The organism is Nocardia otitidiscaviarum NBRC 14405, from assembly GCF_000308635.1.
GTDB classification, from domain to species: Bacteria; Actinomycetota; Actinomycetes; order Mycobacteriales; family Mycobacteriaceae; genus Nocardia; species Nocardia otitidiscaviarum.
The window spans coordinates 1-24,073 of record NZ_BAGD01000279.1 but is presented as its reverse complement, the minus strand read 5'-3'; the positions used below and the strand labels follow the sequence as shown (position 1 = coordinate 24,073).

The window sequence follows — 24,073 nt, the reverse complement described above, 5'->3', positions numbered from 1 at the left end:
AGCGACGGGCACCAGCGGCAGCAGGCAATCGAGAGGACGTGCAGTGATGAGCGAGCGCAGTTACCCCATCGAGGGCGGTGTCAACCTCCGCCGCCTCGCCAACAGGTCCACCACGGCCGAACCCGACACGGCCCTGCCCGCCGATGAGGTCGACCACTTCGAGCCGACTGCCGCCGATCTGGCCGAGGCGCGGCCTTCGCTGCCGGAGCTGAGCCAGCTGCGTCCCTCGACCGAGGACGCCGCTACCGATCCGGCACGGTGGGGGTTCCGGGGCTGGGCCAATGCCGCGACCGGCGGGCTGCTCAAGCTCAAGCCGAAGACTCCGGAGGTGACCGCCCGCGCCGCTGTCGCAGCTGTCCGTCAGCAGTGGGTCGGTCACCAGCGCATCGTGGTCGCCAATCCGAAGGGCGGCGAGGGCTGCACGATCGCCGCGCTGATGCTGGGCAATATCTTCGCGCACGAGCGCGGCGGTGGAACCGTCATCTGGGACGCCAACGAGGCCGAGGGCACGCTGGCCGCGCGCGTCTCTCCGGGCCGCCACAACGCCACCGTGTGGGATCTGCTCGAGCACGCTGACGATCTGACCAATCCCGCGACCGAGCGGGCGGCCTTTCACTCGTTCGTGCGGTTGCAGCCTTCCCGGGCCGAGGTATTGGCCGCCGACGAAGATCCGCATGGCACGGCGTTGATCTCTGCCGAGCACTGCCGGGTCATTGACGCGGTGCTGCGCCGGTACCGCGAGTTGGTGGTCATCGACACCGGCAACAATCGCCGCCGCAGCAATTGGCTGTGGTGTGTCTACAACGCCCACCTGCTCGTCATTCCGATGACGCTGCGGGAGGATTCGGCGGTAGCGGTGGTACGCATGCTCAGCGACCTGCACGACCGCCTCCATCTCTACAGTCTGATCAGCAACGCCATCGTCGTGCTGACCGTGCCACCGACCGGCGTGACCGCCGAGGTTCGATCCCGGATCCAGACCGCGTTGCAGCGCTGCGGGATTCGCAATATGGCCGAAGTCCCGTTCGATCCGGTGCTGGCGGGCGGCGGGCTGGTCGACCACGCCCGATTGTCGGAGGACACGGTCGCCGCGTGGACGCAGGTGGCGGCCATGGCCGCCACCTCGCTGGCGGCGTCCTCCGAGTTGCACCAGCACGGTGTCACCGACGGCGGGCGCGCCACTCATACCGACGACGTGGACGAACCCGCCGCAGCGCGAGAGTCGTCCGCAGCAGTCCACCCGATCGACTCTCGCTCGCTGCGCTTCGGCGCCTGAGAGGAAGGCAGAAAACCATCATGAGCACCCCCATTTCGCATCCCATGCGCACAGTTCTGCCGCGCGCGGCCGCGGTCGCACTCGCGGCCACAGCGACGGTCCTCGTGTCCACCGGCACCGCCGACGCCGCGCCGATGCTGGCCGCGGCGGTGAATCCGTTCGAGGGCGTCACCCCCAATTTCGATGTGTTCGGCGTGGAGTTCAACACCGCCTGGAAGAAGTTGCTCGGCGGCATCTGGGCGCTGGCATTCGCCTTCTCCGCGTTCCAGGCCGTCAAGGCGGCCGCGAAGTTCGGGGCGGCGAAAAAGTCCGGGTACGCCGGACAGATCGGCGAGAACAAGGAGGAGTTCGGCAACGCGCTGCTCAGCTTCATCGCGTTGGCGGCCTTGCCCGTCATTGTTGTCGGCATTACCAGCTTCGTCTGAAACCTCTAGCGAGAGAAAGGCTCTGACATGGGCAAGGACTTCTCCAAGGTGCGCGCGGGCGACAAGCCCGCGGCCACCTCGCGATCGTCGACGACCGCGACGGCGAGTGGATCCGGCAGGGGCATCGCCTCGGTGTGGGCCGACGCCAGCCCGTCGCGGCGGCGGCTGTATGTGCTGCTGGCCGCAGTGCTGGTCCTGGTCGTTGTCCTGGTCATGGCCAAGGTGATCGGTGGAGGCGGCGAGGACGACGTCGCGACCGCGCCGTCATTCGGCACGGTGCACGGACCGACGCACTTCGACAACGGTATTCCGTCGGGCTACACCCGCGACCGCGGCGGCGCGGCGACAGCGGCGGTCAACCTGGTGCAATCCTTGGCTCGGGTCAAGCCTGGGCAGGTCGATACCTTGCAGTCCGCGCTCATCGGCCGTGACCCGAGCTCGACCCTGAAAGTGCAGCTGGAGCGGGCCAAAGACCCCTCTCCGTCCGCCCAGCACGATGTGCTCAACACCGTGCCGGCCACCGTGACCGTGCAGTCTCTGACCGAGGATGTGGCCGAGATCAGTGTGTGGACGCTGACTGCGGACCAGTTCGTCCTGAACGCCGCCGGACAGAAGTCGCTGCAAGTCATCTGGTCGACCACGGATTTGAAGATGGTCTGGCAGGACGGCGATTGGAAGGCGATCGACCTGCGGTTCCGCACGGGCCCGGAGCCCGGTGAGGCAGCGGCCCCGTCGAATTCCGGACAGCCCATCGAGACGGGCTACTACAGCTTCTTCGTCAACTAAAGGGGCGATGATGATCCGTCGATTGGTGCTGACGCTCGTGGCGGCGACCACGGTGGTCGCAGCCGGTAGTGGCGGGGCGGCGGCGCAGCCGCCCACCCCGTCGGATGTGGTGTCGTCGACCACGCTGCCGTCGGACTTCCCGGCGGATCTGAAGAAGTACATCGGCGGCACCGAGGAATTCCGCGCCGCGGAGTGGTTTCAAGGGGCGTGTGCCTCGCGTGGCGGTGACATGGGCGCGTACCTGGCGGGAATGCTCACCAACGAGAACCGGCTGATGTGGTGGAGCATGCCCGACACCGCACGTGTACAGCTGCTCATGGCCAGTCAGGGCCTCGCCGCCCAGAATTCGACCGGCACCGAGCAGCTGCGGGCGCAAGCCGAGCAGCTCGTGCGGGAGGGCAAGGAGCCACCGGAGTCGGTGATGCCGAAGGTCTTTCCTGCCGGGGATGCCGAATATCATCCACCCAAGGATGTCTGCGCCGATGATCTGAAGTCCTGGGCGACGGCTTCCTCGAACACCTGGGGATTCGAGTGGGCCAAGCAACCCGACAGCAGCTCACTGCAAGCGATGCGGTCGACCTCCGGCGGCGGCAAGGTACCCGAGAAGGCATGGACAGAACCATGCTCGGCGGAGGAACTGGGAATCTACTGCGCGCACGCGTTTTTCGTCGACTGTGCCAAGGCTGACAACAACACGGCCACCGACCCGAAGGCCGCGCCGGCGAGCACATGCCGGGCCTGGAACGCGCGGGTGGGGCATCTGTTCGCTGGCACTGCGAACTGGATCGACCAGAACACCGGTTTTGGTGACCGGGTCGCTCGAGCACTCGGCGGAGCCGTGGCGGTGGCCAACCAATGGCACATGGGCCGGTGGGTCGTCTCGGCGTTATCCGGGCTCGCGGCCGCCTCGACCGCGACGCTGAAGTTCATTGAGAACCCGCTGGGGGCACCCGACGAGTGGGCTAATGCGATGAAAGAGGGCTCGATCGACCTGACCACGAAGGTGCTCAAGTCGCTGGCGGGGGCGTCGCACTTCGACCCCAGCAGTGAGTGGTTCCGCAACCTGTATGCCGTCAGCATGGGCCTGGGCCTGATCCTGATGGCCGTCTTGGCGGTGGGCACCATCCAGCGCAGCTCGAGGAAGGGCTCTCCCCGAGAGTTGGCGGAGGCGCTGTTCGGCTGGCTGCCGCTCAGCTTGTTTTTTGCGACCTTCGCGCCCGGCTTCGCCGCGCTGCTGCTCGAGGTCACCACGTCGATGACGGAGGACATGGCGCAACTGGGCGGCCAGCCCACCGGCGAGCTGCTGGCCAACATCGCCAGCTTCAACAACGCGACCAGCGCCAACTTCCCCGGCGGATCGTTGATGGCCATCGTCATGTTCGGTCTGATGCTCGTCGGTGCGTTGATGGTGTGGGTCGGGCTCATGGTCCACGACTTCGGCCTGCCGCTGGCGGGCATGGTCTCGGCGATCAGCTTGTTCATGCTCGTGCACCCAAAATACCGGCACAAGGCGCTGCGGCCGGTCTACGTCTTCGTGGGGTTGGCGTTCTCCGTACCGATGTTGTTTCTGCTGCTGGCGGGCATCTTCACCACGACGAACCAGGTTTTCGGTGAAGACCGTGCCGGATTGGGGCAGGTCGCACAGGTCTTCACTGTCGCTCTGGCCATGGTGATGGTCGGTCTCGCCCCGTGGGCCCTGTTGAAGTGGGCCCCGATCTTGCCGACGGCCGCCGACAGCGAGGACATCGGACAGGGATCATCGACCGTCGGCGACGTGCTGGGATCGACCGGCAACGCCATGATCTTCGCCCGCGGCGGCGGCGTCGGCGGCGAGCGGCCGAACCCGCGCGCCGACGGCAGCCCGCCAGCGGAGAACCCGGCCTCGGTCGGCACGCCCGGGGGCGGCAACGGGACCAGCGGCGGCAGCTCTGGCACCACAGGCGAGGGCGCAACCAACCCGCTGACCCGCACCTACAAGGAGAAGAGCGCCGAAAGCGGCTCCGGCGCGGCCGTGGGCGGCCCCGGTGCCCACCCGGGCGTGCACAGCGGCGGCGATGGTGCCGCTGCAGCGGGCACACGCGCGGCCGAAACCGGCGGGAAGGCCGCAGCGGGCGCGGCGACCGGCGGTGCGGTACTGGCGGCGGCGGTCGGCACGCAAGCGGTCAGTTCCGCTGTCAACAAGGCCAAATCCATCTCCGACGACGCCGCACCGCGCGTCGACGACGACCGATAGGCAGGCGCGGCGATGACGACACCCACCATGGAATCCCGCACCGCGCAGCTCGATCCAGAGGTCCGCAAGCGCGGCCTGCTGGGGATGAGTCGCACCATGGTCACCACCTGGGCGGTCACTGCTTTCGTGGCCGTGCTCGCATGGATGGCGCTGGGAGGTCTGCTCGGCGCGGTCGGTGGCTTTGCTGTGCTCGGGCTGACCTGGATCACCACCAAACAGTTCGCCGGTGGACCGTCGTATGCCCAGCGCGTGCTGTTGTGGGGGCGCGACCGCTTGCGGCGCAGATCCGGTGAGCACATCTATTTCTCGGTGGCCGACCGCGGCGACCGCACCGGACAGCCGTCCGAGGACTACAACCCCGATGCCGATCCGGCCTGGGAGCGCCCGGTTCCGGTGGGGCGCGCCGAACCGCTGGATCTGACGGGTACCGGCTTCGATGGGCTGTTCATCGTGCGCCACGCCAACCCTGGCGAGGGTGCCTACCTGTCGTGCGTGGTGCAGGTCCAGGGACTCAAGGGTGGACTGCGGTCGGCTCCGGCATACGCGGCGAGCTGGCAGTCCTACGGCTACGTCCTCGCCCAGCTCGCCAAGCCCGAGAGCTTCATTCGAGGGCTTCAACAGCTGCACCGCAGTGTGGCCTACGACCTGACTCCGCACCTGGAGTGGTATCAAAACCAAATCGTCGGCGACGACGGCCGCCTCGAGAAGATGGTCGACTCCTATTGGTCGAATCTCGAACAGATCCGGCCGCTGGCCGAAGAACACCGAGTCTGGTACGTGCTGAAGTTCCCGCTGGACGGGCAATTCCTGTCGGAGGCAGCCAGCCGCGACCAGTGGGGCGAGCATCGGCGCGCCGAAATCGGGTGGGCCAGTGTGGTCAAAGACGAACTCGAGCGGTTCGAGCAGTTGGTGCGCGGGGCGGGGATGGGGGAGGTGACCGTTCTCGGAGAGCACCGCACCTGCGCGGTGATCCGTGCGCTGATGGATCCGTCCTACGCCCTCGACGACGACCGCGACGCCCCGGATTGGGAGTCGTGCTGGCAGAGCTATTTCGGTGATCAGGACTACGTCCTGATCAACAACCGCTGGTATACCCGGGTCGCTCACGTTCCGCCGGGCGGGCTCACGCCGACGCCACTGGGGCCTCTGTGGCTGCACCCGTTGCTGGTCGGCGTGCCAGCCGATGAAGGCGGCGACGACCAACCGCGCTCGGCCACCGTGCGCACGATCTGTGTGCGGATGGACTTCACGCCGGACTACGCGGCGCGTGAGCAGGCCACCTCCGACCTGACGCAGGACGCTGCCGTTCAGGCCAGTGAGGGCAAGAAAGGCAAGATCGACGACGGCAGCACCGAGGTGATGATGAGTGCCTCGGTGCGGCGGCGGCGCGATCTCATGCCCGGGTCCGGCATTCATGGCGTGACGTGGTCGATGTGGGTCGCGGTCACCGGCCGTGATCCCGATGATGTCCGGCGCGCCTGTATGCGCGTGACCAGCGCCGCCAGCGATTCCGCCATCACGAAGCTGGACTGGCAGACCAATTTCCACGACGTGGCCCAGGTAGCGACGCTCCCGTTGTGCCGGGGCATGGCAGGCTCCGCGCCCGCGCGGACAGCGTGAGGAGGTCAGCGATGACGACGAAAATCGTGTCCGTCAGCGAGCTTTCGCACTTCGGCACACGACTGCACTGGGACTACGAACTCGCCGACGAGCCTGCCCCCGTGCCGGTCGCACCACCCCGGCGGCCGCTGCCCAAGCGTCGCCGTGTGCTGGATCGAGCGGGCTTCTATGAACCGCGGCCCGAGGGTGGCGCGACCACCACGCGGCAGGCGGAAGCGCTCAACCTGGCGATTTCGCGCATGCCCAGCGGACATGAGGGCGTCATCAACGGCGTCGACGCGACCAGCAATGCTCCGATCGCGCTCGACCAGTTCACCGCGTACGGGCAGGACGTGAGCAATATCAACGTCGTTGCTATCGGTGACGTCGGCAAAGCGAAGTCCTCTCTGCTGAAGACCGTATTCACCACCCGCACGCTGCCTCTGGGGCGGCAGGTGATCGTCATCGACAAGAAGCGTCAGTCGGGGCGCGGTGAGTACAGCCGTGTCGCTGATGCGGTCCAAGCGCCGTCCATCGTGTTCAGCACTGGCGGGACCGGTGGCCCGCGGCTCAATTTGTTGGATCCCGCGATCAGCCTTCAGGGTGAGCATGAAGGCGCGGAGTATCGGCCGGAAGGGCAGTCGCAGCTGGTCTTCGCCGTGGTGGAGGACACCATGGGGCGGACGCTGTCGGAGACCGAGAAAGCCGCGACGACCAACGCGTTGTCCCTCGTCACTCACGAGGCGGTCGCGCAGGGACATGAGCCGCTGATCGGCATGGTGGCCCAGCGGATGCTGTACCCCAACGACGGCGACACCGATGTCTTCGGCCCTCTCTACAAGGAAGAAGCCCGGCTGTGGGGCCGGGATGTGGCGTTGGCGCTGCGGCGGCTCGCCGAGACCGATCTGCGGGGGTTGGTCGATCAGCCGACGACCGACGATGTCCGCGCCGCCCTGGAGCACCCCCTCGTCCATTTCGATGTGTCGCAGCTGCCCGACTCCGGGCCCGCGCTGCGCATTGTGATGACGCTGATCAACACCTGGTTGAGCAACCGGCTGGCTGCACGCTCCAGCCGCTACCAGCAGACGGAGATGCTGGTGGAGGAAGGCTGGCATCTGGGTGAGGGCAGTACCGGCCTGTTGCTGCGCAGGAACATGAAACTCAGTCGCGGCCTCGGGCTTTCGACCGTGTCCGCGTTTCATCACATCAGCGACTTTTCGCTGGAGAGCCCTGCTCGCGCGCTGATGCAGGAAGCGGCCATCGCCTACATCTACGGCCAAGAGCGCTACGACGACGCGGCGGCCTGTGCGTCGATGTACCAGCTGCCGGCCGGATCGGTGGAAACGATCATGCAGCTCGGGCAGGGGCAATGCCTGGTCAAGATCGGCTCCCGCGATCCGATTCTCATGCGGCATATCCGCAGTCCGTTCGAGCGCTACCTCACCGACACCGACGGAGCTATCAAGGGAAGGCAGGGCTGATATGGCCAGCGTACGACCCCCCGAGACGCCGCCGACACCACGCCGCCATCTCATACCGCCCGAAATACTCTGGGGCACAGGCATCATCGGGACCGCACTCGTAGCCTTGCTCAGCGGTGCCGCCCTGTCCGGGCTGCTCTCGGGGCACGGGTTCGCCACGCCGGGCAGCATGCGCGCCACATTGTCGGGGTGGATCAGCAATCCCGCCGACCCGGCGGCCGCGTGGGCGAGTGACCCGCGGCCGGGTACGGGCTGGCTGGTCTACACCCTCGCCGCACTCGTCGCTGCCTTGCTGTTCACGGCCTTCTGGTTCGGCTATGTGTGGTGGCACAGCCGCCGCCGCGCCGCCGCCACCCCTGGGTTGTCGACCACGCGAGATGTCGCCGGAATTCTCGACGAAGACGGAGCGAAGGCGAAGGCGCTGACGCTGCGGCCCTCACTGCACGGCCGCTCGGCGTCGGAGTTCACCGCCAACGAGCTGGTCACCAGGCTGGGCATCAACACCGCCGACGGTCAGCCGATCGCCCTGCACCCCACCGACAGCCTGCTGGTGTTCGGCCCGTCCGGTTCGGGCAAGACCTGGCGCACCGCCGTGGCCCCGGTGCTGTTCGCCCGCGGTTTCGTCGCGGTCACTTCGACCAAGCACGATGTGTTGCGGGCCACTTGCTGGGCCCGCGCGGGCCGGGGCGATATCAAGGTGTTCGACCCCGAGGACATCTCGGAATGGCCGAACAAAGCCCGCTGGTCGCTCATCGCCGGATGCGAAGACCCGGACACCGCTATCCGCCGCGCGGAAGGCATGGTGGCGGCCCGGCCGATGGGGCAGGGCTCCGACGCCTCCGCGTTCTACGTCGGTCGAGCCACCACCGTCATCCAGTGCTACCTCCACGCGGCCGCGACAGCGGGTAAACGGATGACCGACGTGCGGCGGTGGGCCGCGCACGGGGCCAACGAAGAGGTCGCCGAGATCCTCGACCAGCACCAGCCCGAATGGGCCATCGACTTCCGCAAGGCCACCGATTCCGGCGACCACCGAACCGACGGCAACACCATGAGCACGGTCGCGAACCTGCTCAAACCGCTCGCCTCCCCGGCGCTGATGGCCGCCATCGACGTCTCCGCGGAAGAGAGCCTGAACCTCGACACCCTCATCAGCGGCTCGAACACGCTCTACCTGCTCAGCGAGGGCTCCGGCCGTTCCATGGCCCCGTTCGTATCTGCCCTGCTCAACGAGCTGCATTACGCGGCGAAACGACGGGCGTCGCGGATGCCGGAAGGTCGGCTGGACCCGCCGATGGAGCTGGTACTCGATGAGGTCGCCAATGTTGCCCCCATCCCTGAGCTGGAGGCCAAGGTCACCGACTCGGGCGGGCGGGGGATCCAGATTCGTATGTTCGCCCACGGCAGCGATCAGCTGCGGGTCCGGTGGGGTGCCACGCAGGCGGAGCAGTTGTTGGGGTCGGTCAGCGCACAGTTGATCTTGCCCGGATTGCACGACAACGACTTGCTCGAGCGGGCCTCCAAGCTGCTGGGGAAAGTCGATACCTGGCGGGCCGTGCCGGGAGCGAACGGCGAGTGGCGGGACCAGCCGCACGAGCGTTTGGTCATGAGCCCCAACGAGATTCGCACCATGGATGCCGGTGAAGCGCTGCTGATCTACCGCAACCTGCCGGGGATCAAGCTGCGTGTGCGGGCGTGGTGGGAAGGCGATGAGGAACAGGCCGCGCTGGTGAAACCGTCGCTGGCCTACTACGACAAGGTCGTGGCTACCGGACGGTACCTTCCCGTCGGCGCGCCCGCCCGAGCGCAGGTCGATCCCACCGACGGTATCGAGATCACCACGCTGGCTGTCTCCGACTTCACCAAGGGGTGGCGACGGTGACCGACCAGCAGGATCCGCTGTCCGCACCGCAGGACACGCCCCCCGAGGCCGATCGGCTCACGGCGCTGATCGCGTGGCTGAGCGAAGACGGTGGGGTCATCGGCGAGGCACCGGTGGATCTGGTGTGGTCTTGGCGCACGATGCCGCGCGGGCGGGCACTCGAGGTGTGGATCGACCTCGTGGATTGGGTGGAGTGGTGGCGGCGTGACTACCGGCTCACCCGTGTCAAAGGATGCTGGTACCGGCACCGGCCGGTCCGGCATGAGCTGCTGGCGCTCATGGTCGCGCATCGCAAGGCGTACCGCCCCGGTTCCCGGGTGGATGACTGGCGCGACGATCTCACGGCCTGGCACACGCAGTGGATGGGCCCCTGCCTCGCCCGAGTCGGTGAACAGATGGCCTCGTGCGACGTCAACGCCTGCCGATACACCGACAAGCCACCGGCTCCGCTCCTGCACGACGACAAGGGCGGCCTCGAGCAGTGCATAGCACTCGACCTGGCCGACCGCCCCGATATTCAGATCGACCAGCCTGCGGCCGGCGCCGAGGAGGCCCAGCCGACCATGGCCACCGACGATATGACGCGCGCCTACCAGGCCGGGCTCGCCGAACCCGTCTACCCCTCCGACCCTGATCGCGCGCTGCGCTATCAGGGCGAGGTGTGGGAGTTCGACCAGAACGCCGGACTCTACCGACGGCAGCAACGAAGGTAGGCCAGCCCATGGACCGCGGACCACCACCTAGACCAGTCGATGCCGCTGATATCGCGCACCAGCCCGCCCGGCCGCGCGATACCAGCTCAGCGTCCTGGCGGTGGTCCGACGGAATCGGTGCCCGGGGCGGCGACCAGCCCGCCCGGCCCGCCTCCTCGGGCACCGGAACCGACGTAGGCACATCCCTTGGGGGGAAGAGGTTTTCCGATGAACGATTCACTCCGCAGCATCCCAGCCGCCGCCGTGCTCATGAGCACACTCGCACTGCTGCAATTCGGTACCGGCATGTGGGTCCACGCGATGACGGTCACCCTGGGCGGCCACTTCGGAACAGCGCGGGAGTGGGCCACCGTGACGCTGTTCCTGTTGGCAGCCGCCGCCGGTGCCTCGCTGACGAGCGCCGCACTGACCTGCCGCTGCGAGCACGTCGCGGCACACAAATCCTGGCGCCTGTCCCTCGGGCTGGAAGCGGGCGGGCTACTCACCCTGACCGCTGTGTTCCTGGAACTCGGTGCCTTCGGAGGATGGTCATGATCCATACGTTCACCGTCGCGGGCCGCACACTGGCACCCGGGGATCCCGAGTGGCAAGCGGCCCTCTCCGAAGCGCGCAACACCAACACCCGCCCCCGCTGCATGTGCGTGAGCGGGGGGGTGGAGATGTACATCGCCGCCACGCCCGGCGGCCATCTGATCCTCAAACGGATGCCCCTCTCCGGAGCCGCCCACGCACCCGGGTGCGAGAGCTACGAACCGCCTGCTGAACTGTCGGGCCTCGGTCAGCTCCTCGGAGCCGCGATCGAGGAAGACGGCCCGGAGACAAAACTGCGGCTGGCCTTCACTCTGTCGGTCAACGGCTCCGCACCCACACCAGCCAGCGACAGCGAACCCGGCGACTCCGTCAGCGCCGACCCCGCCAAGCTCACGATGCGCGGAACCCTGCACTACCTATACGAGCAAGCGGGCTTCCACCGTTGGGTACCGGGCATGGGCGGCAAACGCAACTGGTACGTAGTGCGCAAGCACCTGCTCGACGCAGCGCGGGACAAGACGGCCAAGGGTGCTCCCCTGAACGAAAGTCTCTATCTCCCAGAGGCATTCGCGCCCGCCCGCAAAACCGAGCAGGCGGCCCGGCACGCCAAGGCAATGAGCCTCATCGGCGACACCGGGCGCCGCCGACGGCTGCTGTTCCTCATCGGCGAGGTCGCCGGAATCGTCAACGGCCGGATCGGATATCGCATGGCCCTGACCGAACTCCCCGACATCTACTTTCTGCTCCCGGACGACTTGCACAAGCGGATGACCAAACGGTTCACCACCGAGCTGGACCTGTGGGCAGCCGACGAAGGGACTCGGCTCATCGTCGCGGGGACGATCAGCGCCAACCGTTCCGGGGTGCCGTCCTTCCAAGAACTGACGCTGATGACGGTCACCGCAAACTGGATTCCCTACGAATCGGTGTCCGAGAAACTGCTGCTGGACCACCTGACCGACCAGCGGCGGGCCTTCGTCAAGGGCCTGCGCTACAACCTGGCCAGCTCCACAGCGCTGGCGTCTGCCGTACTCACCGACACCGATCCGGCGACCGCGCTCTACCTCGTCGACACCGACGAGCATCGGGAAGCCGTGGATGAACTCATCGCCGAATCGGAGCTGCCGCATTGGGTCTGGGACATCCGCGGCGATCTACCTCCCCTCCCGGACCCCCTCGGGTCCACCCCAGCAAGGACATGACCATGGCCGAGGACGATCTCTTCCCCGAAGCCAGCGACATCGCCGAGTCGCTGCGCACTATCGCCGAAATCCACCTTCTCCAACAGCAGATCATGCGCTACCAGCACATGGTTGCCATCGCCGACCAGGTCCAGGCCCGACACCCTGATACGGACCTGTGGGAGCGCCTGTACTACGTCGCGGACCTGCTGCTCGACGACATCCTCATCCGCCGCGAACTAGCGACCGAAGGTCAGCAATTCCAGCAGATGACGGGTCTACGCAATATCCCGGACGCGATCCGTCAGCGATGGAGCACCGCCGATGACCAGATCCTCACCGCCGCCTACGCGCAGTACGAGTGCGCGGGTCTGGCCGCCGTCTACCTCGGGCCTTCGACCCTGGACGAACTTCTCTGGGTAGGGCCTGATTCCGCGCCGGAACCGGCTGCGGCTCCCGCGCCGGCGCTCCCGCTGGATCCATGCCTGGACTCCGAACTGGACGCTCACTGGGACCACCTCGAGCGCACGGTGTGGCTCGGTGGTCAGGTCGCTGCCGAGCGACCGGCGTGGTCGGCGCATCTCGGGCCGCTCCCGGCCGGCGCGGTCTCGCGCGCGGACTGGATCACCACCGCCGGACACATCGCCGCCTGGCGCGAACAACACGACATCACCGACCCCACCACCCTGCTCGGCGACCGCCCCGACCACGACCCTGACCGCGCCGACCGCTACGACGAACTCACCCGCGACGCCCACCGCCTGCGCACCACCGACCACCCGATGGGACCAGAAGCCTGAAACCACCTGTCAACGGATGCGTTGACGGACCACGCGAAGGAGTATCGAGTGTCTGAACTGCGTTCTATCAGCGACGCTGACACCAGCGAGGAGGTCATCGACCTGGATGCTCCGGCCCCGCCGGGCTCGCCCACCGAGCTGGTGGCACTCAACGGCCGGGATGGGCGGCTGCTGCGTCTCGACATCCCTCCGGTCCTGGTCATCGGCTGCGCTGGCGGGGGCGGGACCACTACGACCGCGCTCGGCTTGGCGGCCGCGATCACGACGGCCGATACCGACGAGACCGTGTCGCCGATCGTCGTCGATGCCACGCCAACGGGGGGAGACTTGGCCTCGCGCGGCTGTGACCGGGTGGAGGCCGCAGGCACTGTGCAGTCCTGGCTGACGATGACCAATCGCAGCCTCGCCGACGTCGTGCTGGCCAGCTGCGGTGAGACCAGCGCGACCACCGGCGTGCTACCCCGAGGTCCCGAGGCGCTTCCGCGTCGCGAGTCCTACTTGTCGGTACATCGAGACCTGTGCGAGGCCGGATGCCTGCCCGTCTACGACGGGGGCTCACCGGTCACCAATCGCGCCGTCGCACCACTGCTGTGCGATCCGCGCATCGCGCTGGTGATCACCCTCGCCAGCCGGGCCGACGCGGTGAACCGGCTCAAACCCGCCCTGATCTGGCTCGACGACCATTACAGCGAATACCACATCGCCGATGCCGTCCTTGTCGTCACCCGTCAGAGCGCGACCGCGACGGCTGAGGTCGCCGAACACGCCCGGACCTATCTCGGCACGTGGGTGCGCGCCGTCGTCGAGATCCCCTACGACCAGCATCTCGCGACCGGTGGTGAGATCTCCTGGAGCCGCCTGGCCTCCGATACCCGCCGGGCCTACCGCCACGTGGTCGGCTTGCTCCGCTGACGTCCTTATTGGTCGGATCGACGAGCTTGTGCGACCTGTGCGGCGATGTCCTCAGCGGCGGTGGCGATGTTGTCGGCGCTGGTGACGGCACGACCGATCACGAGGATGTCGGCTCCATGGTGGATGGCTTCTGCGGGTGTCGCGACTCGGGCCTGGTCGTGGACGGGGCTGCCAGCGGGACGGATTCCGGGGACGACGGTGGTGATCTGAGGAGCCGTTTCGCGAATCAAGGCCAGATCTGTGGCCGCACAGACGATTCCGCCGCATTCTGCGGTGACGGCGGCGGTGAGGCGTTCGGTGAGTAGTGCGGGGGTGGCGTTGGGTTCACTGGTCAAGATGGTGACGGCGAGTACGGTGGGTGTCGGCTGGTTTGCCTGGGCGGCACCCTCGGCGAGTCCGTCCACTGCGGCGCGCAGCATCTTCTCTCCGCCCGCCGCGTGCACGGTCAGGTACCGAACGCCGAGATTTCCCAGCGCCACACTGGCACCGCGCACGGTGTTGGGGATGTCGTGCAGTTTGACGTCCAGAAAGACGTCCATACCCGTGTCTTGTACGGCCTTGACCGCGTCGCGTCCGGCGGCGCTGAACAGTTGCAGCCCGACCTTCGCGATGGCGATGTGCGGCTGGACCGCGCGGGCGATGGCTACGGCGGTGTCGATGTCGGCGGTGTCGAGCGCAATGGCCAGATGGTCGCGGGCGGCGGTGAGATCACTGGGCACGGCGGGTCTCCTGCTGGTCGTTGTCGGGTCCTTCGTAGGTGTCGAAGGTCAGAACGGTGTGGGCGGCCGGTCGCACGTTGACGACGGCTTCGAGCGCTTCGCCGCGCGCACCGTAGGTGCCGTGGCTGTGCTCGATGACGATGCTGGTGGCGTCGATACCGAACAGTCGCTGTTCGGTTTCGCTGGGATGGCGGGCGCGCAATTCGTTCGCCGTGCGCGTGACGACATGACCGGCCGCTTCGATCAGCGGCACCACACGGATTCGGTCGTCGGTCTCGAGTCCAGGGGCGGCGTCGATGATCGCGGCCGGGAAATGCATGGTGGTGTCTTCGGTGAGCCGGTCGTTGACGTAGGTGCGGCTCGAGCGGCGGAAGACCCGGGTACCGGGAGCAACGCCCAGCAGTTGGGCGATGGGAGGCGGGGCGGGGATCCACTCGCGCGCGACAGTGTCCTTGCGCACCGAGCCGGACACGTCGCTGCCGAATAGTAGGCCCTGGGCGGCTCTAGCTCGTGCGTAGCGGCCGGTCATCGGCCATTTCGTGGCCCGCATCTCCGGCGGGACGGGCACGGCGCGCATCCCGGGGCGGGCGATCAGTACACCTTCGGCGACCAGGTGCTGCACGGCGCGGGCCGCGGTCTTCATATTGACGTCGAAGCGCTGGGCCAGCGTGCCGGTGCTGGGTAGCGGCTCGCTGTCGTAGTCGCCGGCGAGCACCTCGGCTTTCAGTGTCTCGGCGATCGTTACGTATTCGGGCTGTTTTGACACAGCTGGACACTACCTCGCAACCAGGGGACACCCCCCATCCGCCTACCACCTGGTGGACAACCACCTGGTGGCTAGGTACCGTGTTGTAGGTCACACTATCGGAGTGGGCCGACGGTTGCCACCCAGGCGAGATCGCCGCACGGCGCGGTCGGCGCGGGGGCAACGACAGGGCACGGGAGTTGATGGGCATGCCCGATTGGCCTGTGGCCGCTGATTCAGATCCGTGCTGCCGCGACCGCGCGGCAGCACCGATATATCGGCGCGAATCTCGTTGCACGACAACATCAATGACAGGGGTTGGACATGCTCGACAGCAGGGCACATGCGGATCGGTTGGCGGACCAGTGGGGTGTCGGGGCCGACGACATCGTGTTGATCGCGTTGAACTCGTGCGGGTTGGACGCCGATATCGGGGTGTCGCGGTTGCGGTTCCGGCTGCGGTTGCGCACGCGCCCGGATGATCAGCTGTACATGATCCTGTCGCTGGGGCGGTCACGGTCCCCGTTCCGGCTGGACGGCAATCGGATCCTGCTCCACGGCGATCCGATCGCCGACATCGACGCCGACGAAGCCGACGACGCGGTGCTGGGGTACTGGCGCAACGCCGGTCGCGTGCTCACGTTGAACTCGAACATGCGTAGCGCGTGCACCGGGTGTGTGTTCTGCCCGAACACCCTCGAGGAGGCCAACGACCCGCCTCTGGGGTTCGGCGATCTCGCCGCCTACTTCGCGACCCTGGCCGACGAGCGTGGCGAACCCGACCTGGCATCGGTACAGAAGATCTGCGTGTGTACCGGTTGCTTCCGGTTCGAGGACCTGGCGTTGAAGCATCTGCGGCAGGTGCGTGAGGCGATGACCATCCACAACTGCCGGGGGGAGCTGCATTTCCTGTCGAGTGTGCTGACCAGCGCCGCCGGGCTGGCCGAGGCCGCCACTCTGGGCCCGTTCCACCTGACGCTCACGGCGGAGGCGTTCACCCAGCGTAACCTGATCTTGAAGGACTCCAAGGCCGCGCTCACGCCCACGGATATGGTGCGCGTGCTCGGCGACGGGATGGCGGCCGGAGTGCGCACCGACTTCACCTACATCATCGGCCTGGACCCGCTGGAGGTGATGGCGCGCTGGCTGGCCGAGTTCACTCCGGTGTGCACGGCGTTCCCGAAATTCCAGGTGTATCAGTCCCATACGCCGCTGATGGACGTCTACGTCGCCGAACCGGCGCGGCGCATCGAGTACTACCTGGCCGCGCGCCGCCAGATCGAGGAGCAATTCGGGCCGACCGGATTGCGCCCGCAGCCCTGGGAGAACTACCGGCCGCTGTGGTACTTCAGCTTCGCCGACGAGCCGTTGACCGGGGTTCGAATCTGATGGGCGACACGATCACCGCGGTGAGCATCAGACCTCTGCCGCCGACACCCACTCAGGCCCCCGATTGTCAGGTCCTGCCCGACTGGGCGTGCCCGGCCCAACGGCCACCAGCGGGCCGGGTGTGGCCGGAGAGCGCGGTGCGGTTCGCGGTCGAAGTCGTCGATAGCACCGGTGTAGCAGGCACTTTCGGACCCGTGTCCGCGAGTGTCGCGGCCGTGGTGCGTGACCAGGTCGCGCCCGTGGTCGTCGGATGCGATGTCGATGCCTGGCGGGTGTTGGCCTCCCCGGCGCTGGCTGGTCGACACGTGCACGGCGCGCACGTGCGGCTCGCGGTCTCGGCGGTGGAGCTGGCAGCGTGGGATCTGCGCAGTCTCCACCACGGTGCTGCCGTCGGCGCGCTTGTCGGCGGGCAGCGCCGGACACAGGTCCCGGTGTACGCGTCCGCGCTGGGCATCGACATTGATCACCCCCTCGCCGCCGATATCGCCGCCTGGCTGACCGACACCGGATTCTGGGCGTCGAAATGGGCGCTACCCGGCGCGGACCGCGGTGAACCGCCCTCCCGGGATGCCCAACGGCTGCGGCGCTTGCGCGACGCTGTCGGCGACGCCGCCCGCCTCTGTGTCGATGTCGGCGGCCGGTGGCCGCTCGACTACGCCCGGCAGATGCTGCCGGCGCTGGCCGAGGTCGGCGTGAGCTGGATAGAGGAACCCGGGGCGGTCCCGGCCAGTGATCTGCTGGCCTACGGGCTGGCTCGCGCGGAGGGCGAACACGACTACGATCCCGCCGACCAGCTGCGTGCCCTGTCCGGTGACGTGCAGATCTGGCAACCGGACCCGAGCTGGTGCGGTGGGCTCGCGCACACCCTGGCCATGGTGGAACTGGCTGGGCTGCGCGGCATCCGCACCATCCCGCACGGTGGCGGGTTGGCGGCCGCGCTCGCTCTCGCCGAGGCCGCCCCCGCGCACCTGGTACCCGCGATCGAATACCACCTGACCCTCGAGCCGCTGCGCCAAGCCGCGCAGCTCCATCCGCTGATCCCGGTGCACGGCACGCTGACCCCACGCACGGCACCAGGGTTGACCAGCGGATACCGATTAGCCACGACCGAGGTGACCGGTGCCAATGCGTGAAACAACCATCCGCGCTGTGTGTTTCGACATCGGGGGCGTGCTGGTCCAGATGCCCCGCGGAGTGCTGGCCACCGAACTGGCCGCGCTGCTCGGTGCCGACGTCGAACACATCCGCGCCGTGCTGATCGAACACGGCAAGTGCCGCCGGACCCCGGTGACGCGGCTCGCGCACATCCTGGCCACCACCTGCGCCACCCCCGAGGTCACCGACGACGTGGCGGCGGTGCTGCGGGCACGCCTGGCCGATATGGCGAATCCGCCGTTGTACCCCGACGCCCTGCCCACCCTCGCCGCCGTCGCGGACGCCGGTTTCCGAATCTGCTTGCTGTCCAACGCCATCGGCCCCGATCCCGACTCCACCGGGCATGCGTGGGGACAGGTCGAGCATGTCGAGCGGGTGCTGCACAGCTGGCAGATCGGTGCCTGCAAGCCATCGCGGGTGGCGTTTCGGGCCGTGGAGTCGGCGATGCGCCTCGACCCGGGCGAGCTGGTCATGGTCGGCGACAGCGCCCGATTCGATATCGACGGCGCGCTGGCGGCGGGCTGGTCGGCCATCCATCTGGTGCGCGACCCCGCCGCGCCGTCGCACCCCGACGTACCCCGCATCGGCGCGTTGTCCGACGTGATTCCCCTACTGACCGGCGAGGAAGTGCGGTTGTCATGAGTGAGCCCCTGTTCGACGAAGTGCCCTGCCGCGCGGAGTGGTTGACCGGCGCGCGCCCCGATCCAGCCACCGGGCTTGTGGCCTTCCGCGATCTGTACCCCGACGCCTTCGCCGAGGCCCTGCGCACCGTGGCCGCCAGCGGCTCGGTGCTGGGGGTGGCGATCGGCGACGTGGACGACCTGAGAGTCCACATGGAACGCGTCAACGCCAGCGACCCCGACAGCTTCGGCCACCTGGCGGGCGCGGTGGTGATGTCGCGGCTCGGTGCGCTCGCGCGCACCTGGTTCGCCGAGACCATCCCCGCCGGGTGTGTGGCGACCTTCGGCGGGGACGAGGTAATCGTGGTGGCCACCGATGTGACCCGCACCGGGTTCGGCGACGCGATCACCGATCTGCGCGATCGCTGCGCGGCCGCGCTGCCGTGCACCGTGTCGTTCGCGACCACCGTCGTCGGCCCCGAGATACGGTGGCCGACACCCGATCCCGCCCAGCGAGGGAAAACGGTGCTGTCCCAGCTCGATCGGGCGTTGTTCAAGGCCAAGGCCGCCCGCCACGCCGGTACCGGCCCCGGCGGTGCCGTGGTGGCGGTAGACCTGGGACGGGCGGTGCGTGATGCTGCCTGAGCTGCCGACCACGCCTATCACCACCATCGGCACCGTGCGCTCGATCGGCGGCGCGACGGTGATCGTGCTCGACTACGCCGCACCGCGCGGTCCGCGTCGGGGCTGCCGATACCGCGTCGACCCCATCGACGCCGAACCCGGAACCACCGGATGCACGCGGGTGGTGTTCCACCTCGACGGTCGCGCCGCCTTGCGCCCGCCACCCTGGGCACAGCAGCGTGAGGTGGGGTTGCGGTTGCGGGCACTGCCCGATCGCCGTGCCCACCAGATTCCCCGCGACCTGGCCGCCGCGCTCGAGACCGCCGCAGTGACCATCGACCACCTCACCGACGCCGATCTGACGCAGATGGTGGAGATGGTCATCGAAGCCCACGATCCGGCCGTGCGCGCGGCCCGCATCACCGCGGTAGTCACCGCTGTCGCCGCGACCGCCGACCAGGCGGCGGTGCAATCATGACCGGCTGGGCACACCGAATCGCCGCCGCCGCAGCGGCGGGCGTCGACGAGGTCGACACCGCGCGCCGGGCCCTGGACTACCTGTGCCTGGCCCAGCTCTACCTGCGCGACAACATCATCGGCGACGAGCCGCTCACCCCCGCCCACGTGAAAGCCATACCGGCCGGGCACTGGGGTGTATGTCCACCGGTCAACGCCATGCTCGCCGCGCTCGGCCCCTACCGGCGACTGCCCGGCATCGACGTGCGGGTGGTGCACGGCGGCGGGCACGCCGGCCCGTCGGCGCTGGCGCACGCCTGGATCACCGGCGCGCTCGACGGCGGTGAGAGCGGATACGGCCACGACCGTGAGGGGCTTCGGCGGCTGTGTGCGCAGTTCCCTCGCACCCGCTACGGCTCGGAGATCACCCCGTTGATCCCCGGCCACGACCATCTCGGCGGACAACTCGGCCCCGCCCTGGCGATCTCGCACGGTATGGCCCTCGACGCCCCGGATCGGCTCGTGGTCGCCCTGATCGGGGACGGCGAATGCGAAACCGGTGCCACCGCCGCCGCCTGGCTGGGTGCCCGCGCGCTCACCGGCACCGGCACGCACGGCCGCGTGCTGCCGGTGGTGCTGGCCAACGGGTTGCGTATGGGCGCACCCGCCCTGCTGGCCGGACTCGGCACCGACGCGCTCACCCAGCACTTGAGCGGGCTGGGCTACCGAGTCATCACCGCCGGACCCGACACCGCGCAGATCACCACCGCACTGGCACATGCTCTGACCGGCCTGGCAGCGCTCGAGCACGGCCCGTCCACCGTGCTGGTCATCACCGTCGACAAAGGGCACGGTGCCCCGGAGACCGTCGGGGCCGCACCGATCGCCCGCACACCGCGAGTCCACAAGACCCCGCTGCGCGACCCGCGCCGCAATCCGGCCGAGTTCGCCGCCTTGCAGCACTGGCTGACCGGATATCGGCCCGCTGAACTGTTCACCGCCGACGCGGCACCGGCGGTCGCCGTCCGCACGGTTCTCGACGGCGGCAGCGGTACCCAGACCACCGTCGCGCCGCCGCGCCGCTGCCTGGCCGCCGCGCACATGGCCGCTGATCGGGTCGCCGGTGCCGAGTTCGGTGCCGCGATATCGCGCACCCTGCGCGATCTGCACACCGTCTACGGGCTGCGGGTGTTCAGCCCGGACGAGTTGTCCTCGAACCGGGTCGACCCGACCTCGCCCGCCGACCCCGGATGGGTGATCGAGGTGCTCAACGAGGAACTGTGTCACGCCTGGGCGCAGGGCTGTCACCTGGTCGACCGCCGCGCTCTGGTCCTCGGATACGAGGCGTTCGCGCCGATCACCGCCTCCCTGCTGACCCAGCAGCTGATCACCAACCGGCTCGCCGTCACCGCCGGACGCGCGCCCGGACCGAGCCCGGTCTACCTGCTGACCAGCCTCGGTTGGCACAACACGATCAGCCACGCCAACCCGAGCATGGTCGACGTCGTGATCGGGCTCGCCGATCCCCGCGTGCACGTCTACCTGCCAGCGGACGCGCCCCGCACGGCGGCGGCGCTTACCTTCGCCGTCCGCAAACTCGGCCGCGCCGCCCTGGTCATCGCGTCCAAACACCGCATGCCCGAGCATCCCCGCGACACCCTGGCCGCCGAGTTGCGCGACGGGTACGCGATCTGGCCGCACATCGCCGATACCCCGGATCCGGAACTGGTCCTGGTGTCAGCCGGGGACGTGGCCGCCCGGGAACTGTGCCGGGCCGCGGCCGATCTGCGCGCCGACCGGCCCGCAGCGCGGGTGCGGTATGTGCACGTGCACGACCTGAGCTGCCTGGGAGCCCCCGGCCAGCGGGATGCCGCGATCCCGGCCGACGTCTTCGAGCAGCTGTTCCCGCCCGGTGTGCCGATCCTCGTCGCCACGATCAGCCGCACCGCGCCGGTGCACGCACTGTTCGGGGAGCGCGGCGCAGCACGGGCGGTCACCGTGCGCGGATGGGTCGACCCGCCGCACCCGATGACCCCCGACGAACTGCTCGACCACTCCGGCATGGCCGCCGCAGCCTTGACCCGCACCGCACGGGACCTGCTCGACCACGCCACGACCCGTACCGACAGCCAAGGAGTCGCCTGATGAGCTACGACCCGCGCGGCCTGTTCACCGGCACCGCCGCCCACTACGCCGCCCACCGGCCCGGCTACCCACCGCAGCTGTTCACCTATCTCACCCAGCGCCTCGGGCTCGACGGCACCCAGCAGGTCCTCGATCTGGGATGCGGTACCGGCCAGATCGCCGTGCACCTGGCCCCGACCGTCGCCCACGTCCATGCCGTGGACCCCGACCCGGACATGCTCGCCGAGGGTGCCGCGCGCGCCACCGGGATCGACAACATCAGCTGGCGGGACGGCGACTCCTACCGGGTGACCACCCTCGACCTGCCGACACTCGACCTGGTCACCATGGGATCCAGTTTCCACTGGACCGATCGCGAAGCCCTCCTGACCGCCCTGGACCAGCTCGTCGCGCCGACCGGCGCGGTCGTGATCGTCGGAAGCGGGCGACCGGGGACCACACCACCACCGCCCTGGCACGACATCGTCACCCGAATCCGCACCAGCTACCTCGGTGCCGAGCGCCGCGCCGGGTCCGGCACCTATACCCACCCCGACCGCGACCACGTCGACGTCCTGGCCGACTCGGCGTTCTCGCAGATCGAAACCCGGTCCTGGACCTGGTCGACGCGCCGCACCATCGACTCCATCGTGGGACTGCAACTGTCCTACTCCTACAGCGCACCCCGCCATTTCGGCAGCGCGGACCTGTACACCGCCTACGAAGCCGACCTGCGCGCCGCGCTCGTGGCCGCCTTCGGCGCGGACGCCGTGCTCACCGAACCGCTGCACACCGACCTGATCCTCGCCACCCGCCCGGACGGAGCACGACCGTGACCCGCATCCCGCTCGCCATCACCGCCACCAGCCCCACCGACACCCGCGGCCGGGTCGTCGTCGAATGGATCATGAGCAGCGTCTGCAACTACGCCTGCCACTACTGCCCGATCTATTTGCACGACAACAGGGTTCGCTGGCCCGACTACGACTCGGTGCGCCGGTTCGTCGATATCGTCGCCGATCACTACCAGGGCCGCGACATCACCTTCCTGCTCAGCGGCGGCGAAATCACCCTGTGGCCGCCACTGCCACGCCTGGCCGCCGACCTGCGCGCGCGAGGCATCGCGGTCGCGATCCTGTCCAACGGCACCCGCCCGATCTCCTGGTGGACCACCCACGCGCGCGCATTCGACCATGTACTGCTCAGCTACCACCACGAACGCGCGGACGGCGACCACTTCCGCACCGTCGTCGCCACCGTCGCCGACCAGACCAGCGTCGATGTGAACGTCGTGATCGACCCGGCCGCCTTCGCCGCCGTGATGGCCCTCGCGGCGACGATCCAATCCGACGGCCGCGCCCCGGTGCACCGCAAGATCATGTTCCTCGACGGCTGGCGCACTCCAGCCGACTACACCCCCGACCAGCACACCGCCCTGACCGCCGCGTTGGCCACCGAGACCACCCAGCCCGTCTCCCGCGCCGCGGCAGTGCTCGGCGGTGACCCGCACGTCGAGTTCAGCGACGGCAGCGTTTCGGTGCTGACGCCCGCGCAGATCATCGACGCCGACGCCAACCACTGGCCCGGCTGGACCTGCCGGGTCGGCACCGAAACGCTGTGGATCCGCTTCGACGAGATCTACCGCGCCTCCTGCCGCCAGGGCGGCCCCCTGGGGTCGATCTTCGATTCCCACCCGAATCTTCCCGTCGACAGCGTCACCTGCACTGCGGCGTCGTGCAACTGCATCGCCGGCATCAAAGCCACCAAAACCGCCCCGCTCCCCACGAACCGAGGTGACTGACCCGTGTATACCGTCTCCGACCTGCGCCACCTGCACCTGGAAACCAGCACCCGCTGCAACGCCGAATGCCCCATGTGTGCACGGAACTTGTTCGGCCGCACCGCGCCCGGGCTCACCGAAACCTCCATGGACCTGGCCCGGCTGCGGCGCTGCGTCCCCGACGACGTGCTCGCCCACATCCACACCGTCGATATCTGCGGCGCCTACGGTGACCCCGCCATCGCTCCCGAACTGCTCGACATCTGCGCCCACATCCACGCCACCAGCCCGACGGCGGCGATCCGGATCTACTCCAACGGCGGCCTGCGCAGCCCTGACTGGTGGGCACGGCTCGCGACAATTCCCGGCGTCTCAGCGATTTTCGCGATCGACGGCCTGGACACCAATGCGGTGTATCGACGCAAAGTCGACACCGACAAGGCCCTGCGCAACGCGAAAGCGTTCATCGACGCCGGAGGGCACGCGCAATGGGACTACATCGCCTTCGCCCACAACGAACACGAGATCGACACCGCCCGAACCCGCGCCGACGAGCTCGGATTCGCCGAATTCCACGTCAAGAAGACCGCCCGATTCCTGCGGCCACTCTACGAACCCGCCCCCGAACTGCGCCCCGGCGAC

22 protein-coding genes and 1 pseudogene are annotated in these 24,073 nt (G+C 68.4%); 21 read left to right on the top strand and 2 right to left on the bottom strand.

Annotated elements, in window-relative coordinates:
* Positions 1 to 46 precede the first annotated feature (46 nt).
* The 12 genes from ON31_RS32365 to ON31_RS32310 all read left to right on the top strand — a co-directional run bounded on the left by ON31_RS32365 (position 47) and on the right by ON31_RS32310 (position 13,819).
* Positions 47 to 1,276, top strand: a complete 1,230-nt coding sequence (locus ON31_RS32365; RefSeq protein WP_039819013.1) for a MinD/ParA family ATP-binding protein — start codon at positions 47 to 49, stop codon at positions 1,274 to 1,276.
* Positions 1,277 to 1,296: 20 nt separating this feature from the next.
* Positions 1,297 to 1,701, top strand: a complete 405-nt coding sequence (locus ON31_RS32360) for a hypothetical protein (RefSeq protein WP_051038193.1) — start codon at positions 1,297 to 1,299, stop codon at positions 1,699 to 1,701.
* 27 nt (positions 1,702 to 1,728) lie between these two features.
* On the top strand, positions 1,729 to 2,487 hold the full coding sequence (locus ON31_RS32355; RefSeq protein ID WP_039819012.1) for a DUF8175 domain-containg protein: 759 nt from the start codon (positions 1,729 to 1,731) through the stop codon (positions 2,485 to 2,487).
* Positions 2,488 to 2,509: 22 nt separating this feature from the next.
* A complete protein-coding gene (locus tag ON31_RS32350; protein ID WP_147287260.1) occupies positions 2,510 to 4,720 on the top strand; it encodes a hypothetical protein in 2,211 nt (736 codons plus the stop codon).
* A gap of 12 nt (positions 4,721 to 4,732) precedes the next feature.
* Entirely contained in the window at positions 4,733 to 6,340 is a 1,608-nt protein-coding gene (locus tag ON31_RS32345; RefSeq protein ID WP_039819011.1) for a hypothetical protein, read from the top strand.
* Between the two features lie 11 nt (positions 6,341 to 6,351).
* Complete coding sequence (locus ON31_RS32340) at positions 6,352 to 7,800, top strand: putative type IV secretion/conjugal transfer ATPase (RefSeq protein WP_051038189.1); 1,449 nt, start codon at positions 6,352 to 6,354, stop codon at positions 7,798 to 7,800.
* 106 nt (positions 7,801 to 7,906) lie between these two features.
* Positions 7,907 to 9,682: a type IV secretory system conjugative DNA transfer family protein gene (locus ON31_RS32335; protein ID WP_051038187.1), complete on the top strand. Its 1,776-nt coding sequence runs from the start codon at positions 7,907 to 7,909 to the stop codon at positions 9,680 to 9,682.
* Positions 9,679 to 10,395: a hypothetical protein gene (locus ON31_RS32330; RefSeq protein WP_147287261.1), complete on the top strand. Its 717-nt coding sequence runs from the start codon at positions 9,679 to 9,681 to the stop codon at positions 10,393 to 10,395. The genes ON31_RS32335 and ON31_RS32330 overlap by 4 nt, the downstream gene beginning before the upstream one ends.
* Positions 10,396 to 10,602: 207 nt before the next feature.
* Positions 10,603 to 10,929, top strand: a complete 327-nt coding sequence (locus tag ON31_RS37140; protein ID WP_039819010.1) for a hypothetical protein — start codon at positions 10,603 to 10,605, stop codon at positions 10,927 to 10,929.
* Positions 10,926 to 12,128 carry a DUF1173 family protein gene (locus ON31_RS32320; RefSeq protein ID WP_039819089.1) on the top strand — a complete coding sequence of 401 codons (1,203 nt, stop codon included), beginning with the start codon at positions 10,926 to 10,928 and terminating at the stop codon, positions 12,126 to 12,128. The genes ON31_RS37140 and ON31_RS32320 overlap by 4 nt, the downstream gene beginning before the upstream one ends.
* 2 nt (positions 12,129 to 12,130) lie before the next feature.
* Positions 12,131 to 12,907, top strand: coding sequence for a hypothetical protein (locus ON31_RS32315; protein ID WP_147287262.1), 777 nt, complete (start codon positions 12,131 to 12,133; stop codon positions 12,905 to 12,907).
* Positions 12,908 to 12,955: 48 nt separating this feature from the next.
* A complete protein-coding gene (locus ON31_RS32310) occupies positions 12,956 to 13,819 on the top strand; it encodes a hypothetical protein (protein WP_051038181.1) in 864 nt (287 codons plus the stop codon).
* A gap of 5 nt (positions 13,820 to 13,824) precedes the next feature.
* On the opposite strand, the gene pyrF is transcribed toward ON31_RS32310, so the two are convergent.
* Positions 13,825 to 14,538, bottom strand: a complete 714-nt coding sequence (gene pyrF, locus ON31_RS32305) for an orotidine-5'-phosphate decarboxylase (protein WP_039819008.1) — start codon at positions 14,536 to 14,538, stop codon at positions 13,825 to 13,827.
* Positions 14,528 to 15,304: a GntR family transcriptional regulator gene (locus ON31_RS32300; RefSeq protein ID WP_081592910.1), complete on the bottom strand. Its 777-nt coding sequence runs from the start codon at positions 15,302 to 15,304 to the stop codon at positions 14,528 to 14,530. Before ON31_RS32300 ends, pyrF begins: the two co-directional genes overlap by 11 nt.
* 303 nt (positions 15,305 to 15,607) lie before the next feature.
* Here ON31_RS32300 and ON31_RS32295 point away from each other — a divergent pair, with 303 nt between their 5' ends.
* From ON31_RS32295 to ON31_RS32255, 9 genes and pseudogenes are all read left to right on the top strand, one after another.
* Entirely contained in the window at positions 15,608 to 16,672 is a 1,065-nt protein-coding gene (locus tag ON31_RS32295) for a hypothetical protein (RefSeq protein WP_039819005.1), read from the top strand.
* Entirely contained in the window at positions 16,672 to 17,805 is a 1,134-nt protein-coding gene (locus ON31_RS32290) for a mandelate racemase/muconate lactonizing enzyme family protein (protein WP_051038179.1), read from the top strand. Before ON31_RS32295 ends, ON31_RS32290 begins: the two co-directional genes overlap by 1 nt.
* Before the next feature lie 16 nt (positions 17,806 to 17,821).
* Positions 17,822 to 18,469 (top strand): HAD family hydrolase, encoded by a 648-nt coding sequence (locus ON31_RS35080; RefSeq protein WP_255222351.1) that lies wholly within the window; start codon positions 17,822 to 17,824, stop codon positions 18,467 to 18,469.
* Positions 18,466 to 19,092 (top strand): nucleotidyl cyclase domain-containing protein, encoded by a 627-nt coding sequence (locus ON31_RS32280; protein ID WP_039819004.1) that lies wholly within the window; start codon positions 18,466 to 18,468, stop codon positions 19,090 to 19,092. The genes ON31_RS35080 and ON31_RS32280 overlap by 4 nt, the downstream gene beginning before the upstream one ends.
* Complete coding sequence (locus tag ON31_RS32275; protein WP_039819003.1) at positions 19,082 to 19,549, top strand: hypothetical protein; 468 nt, start codon at positions 19,082 to 19,084, stop codon at positions 19,547 to 19,549. Before ON31_RS32280 ends, ON31_RS32275 begins: the two co-directional genes overlap by 11 nt.
* A complete protein-coding gene (locus ON31_RS32270; RefSeq protein ID WP_085996526.1) occupies positions 19,546 to 21,672 on the top strand; it encodes a phosphoketolase family protein in 2,127 nt (708 codons plus the stop codon). The genes ON31_RS32275 and ON31_RS32270 overlap by 4 nt, the downstream gene beginning before the upstream one ends.
* Entirely contained in the window at positions 21,672 to 22,487 is an 816-nt protein-coding gene (locus ON31_RS32265; protein ID WP_039819002.1) for a class I SAM-dependent methyltransferase, read from the top strand. Before ON31_RS32270 ends, ON31_RS32265 begins: the two co-directional genes overlap by 1 nt.
* Positions 22,484 to 23,452: a radical SAM protein gene (locus ON31_RS32260; RefSeq protein ID WP_039819001.1), complete on the top strand. Its 969-nt coding sequence runs from the start codon at positions 22,484 to 22,486 to the stop codon at positions 23,450 to 23,452. The genes ON31_RS32265 and ON31_RS32260 overlap by 4 nt, the downstream gene beginning before the upstream one ends.
* A gap of 3 nt (positions 23,453 to 23,455) precedes the next feature.
* Positions 23,456 to 24,073, top strand: a pseudogene (locus ON31_RS32255) (radical SAM protein); the annotation flags it as partial.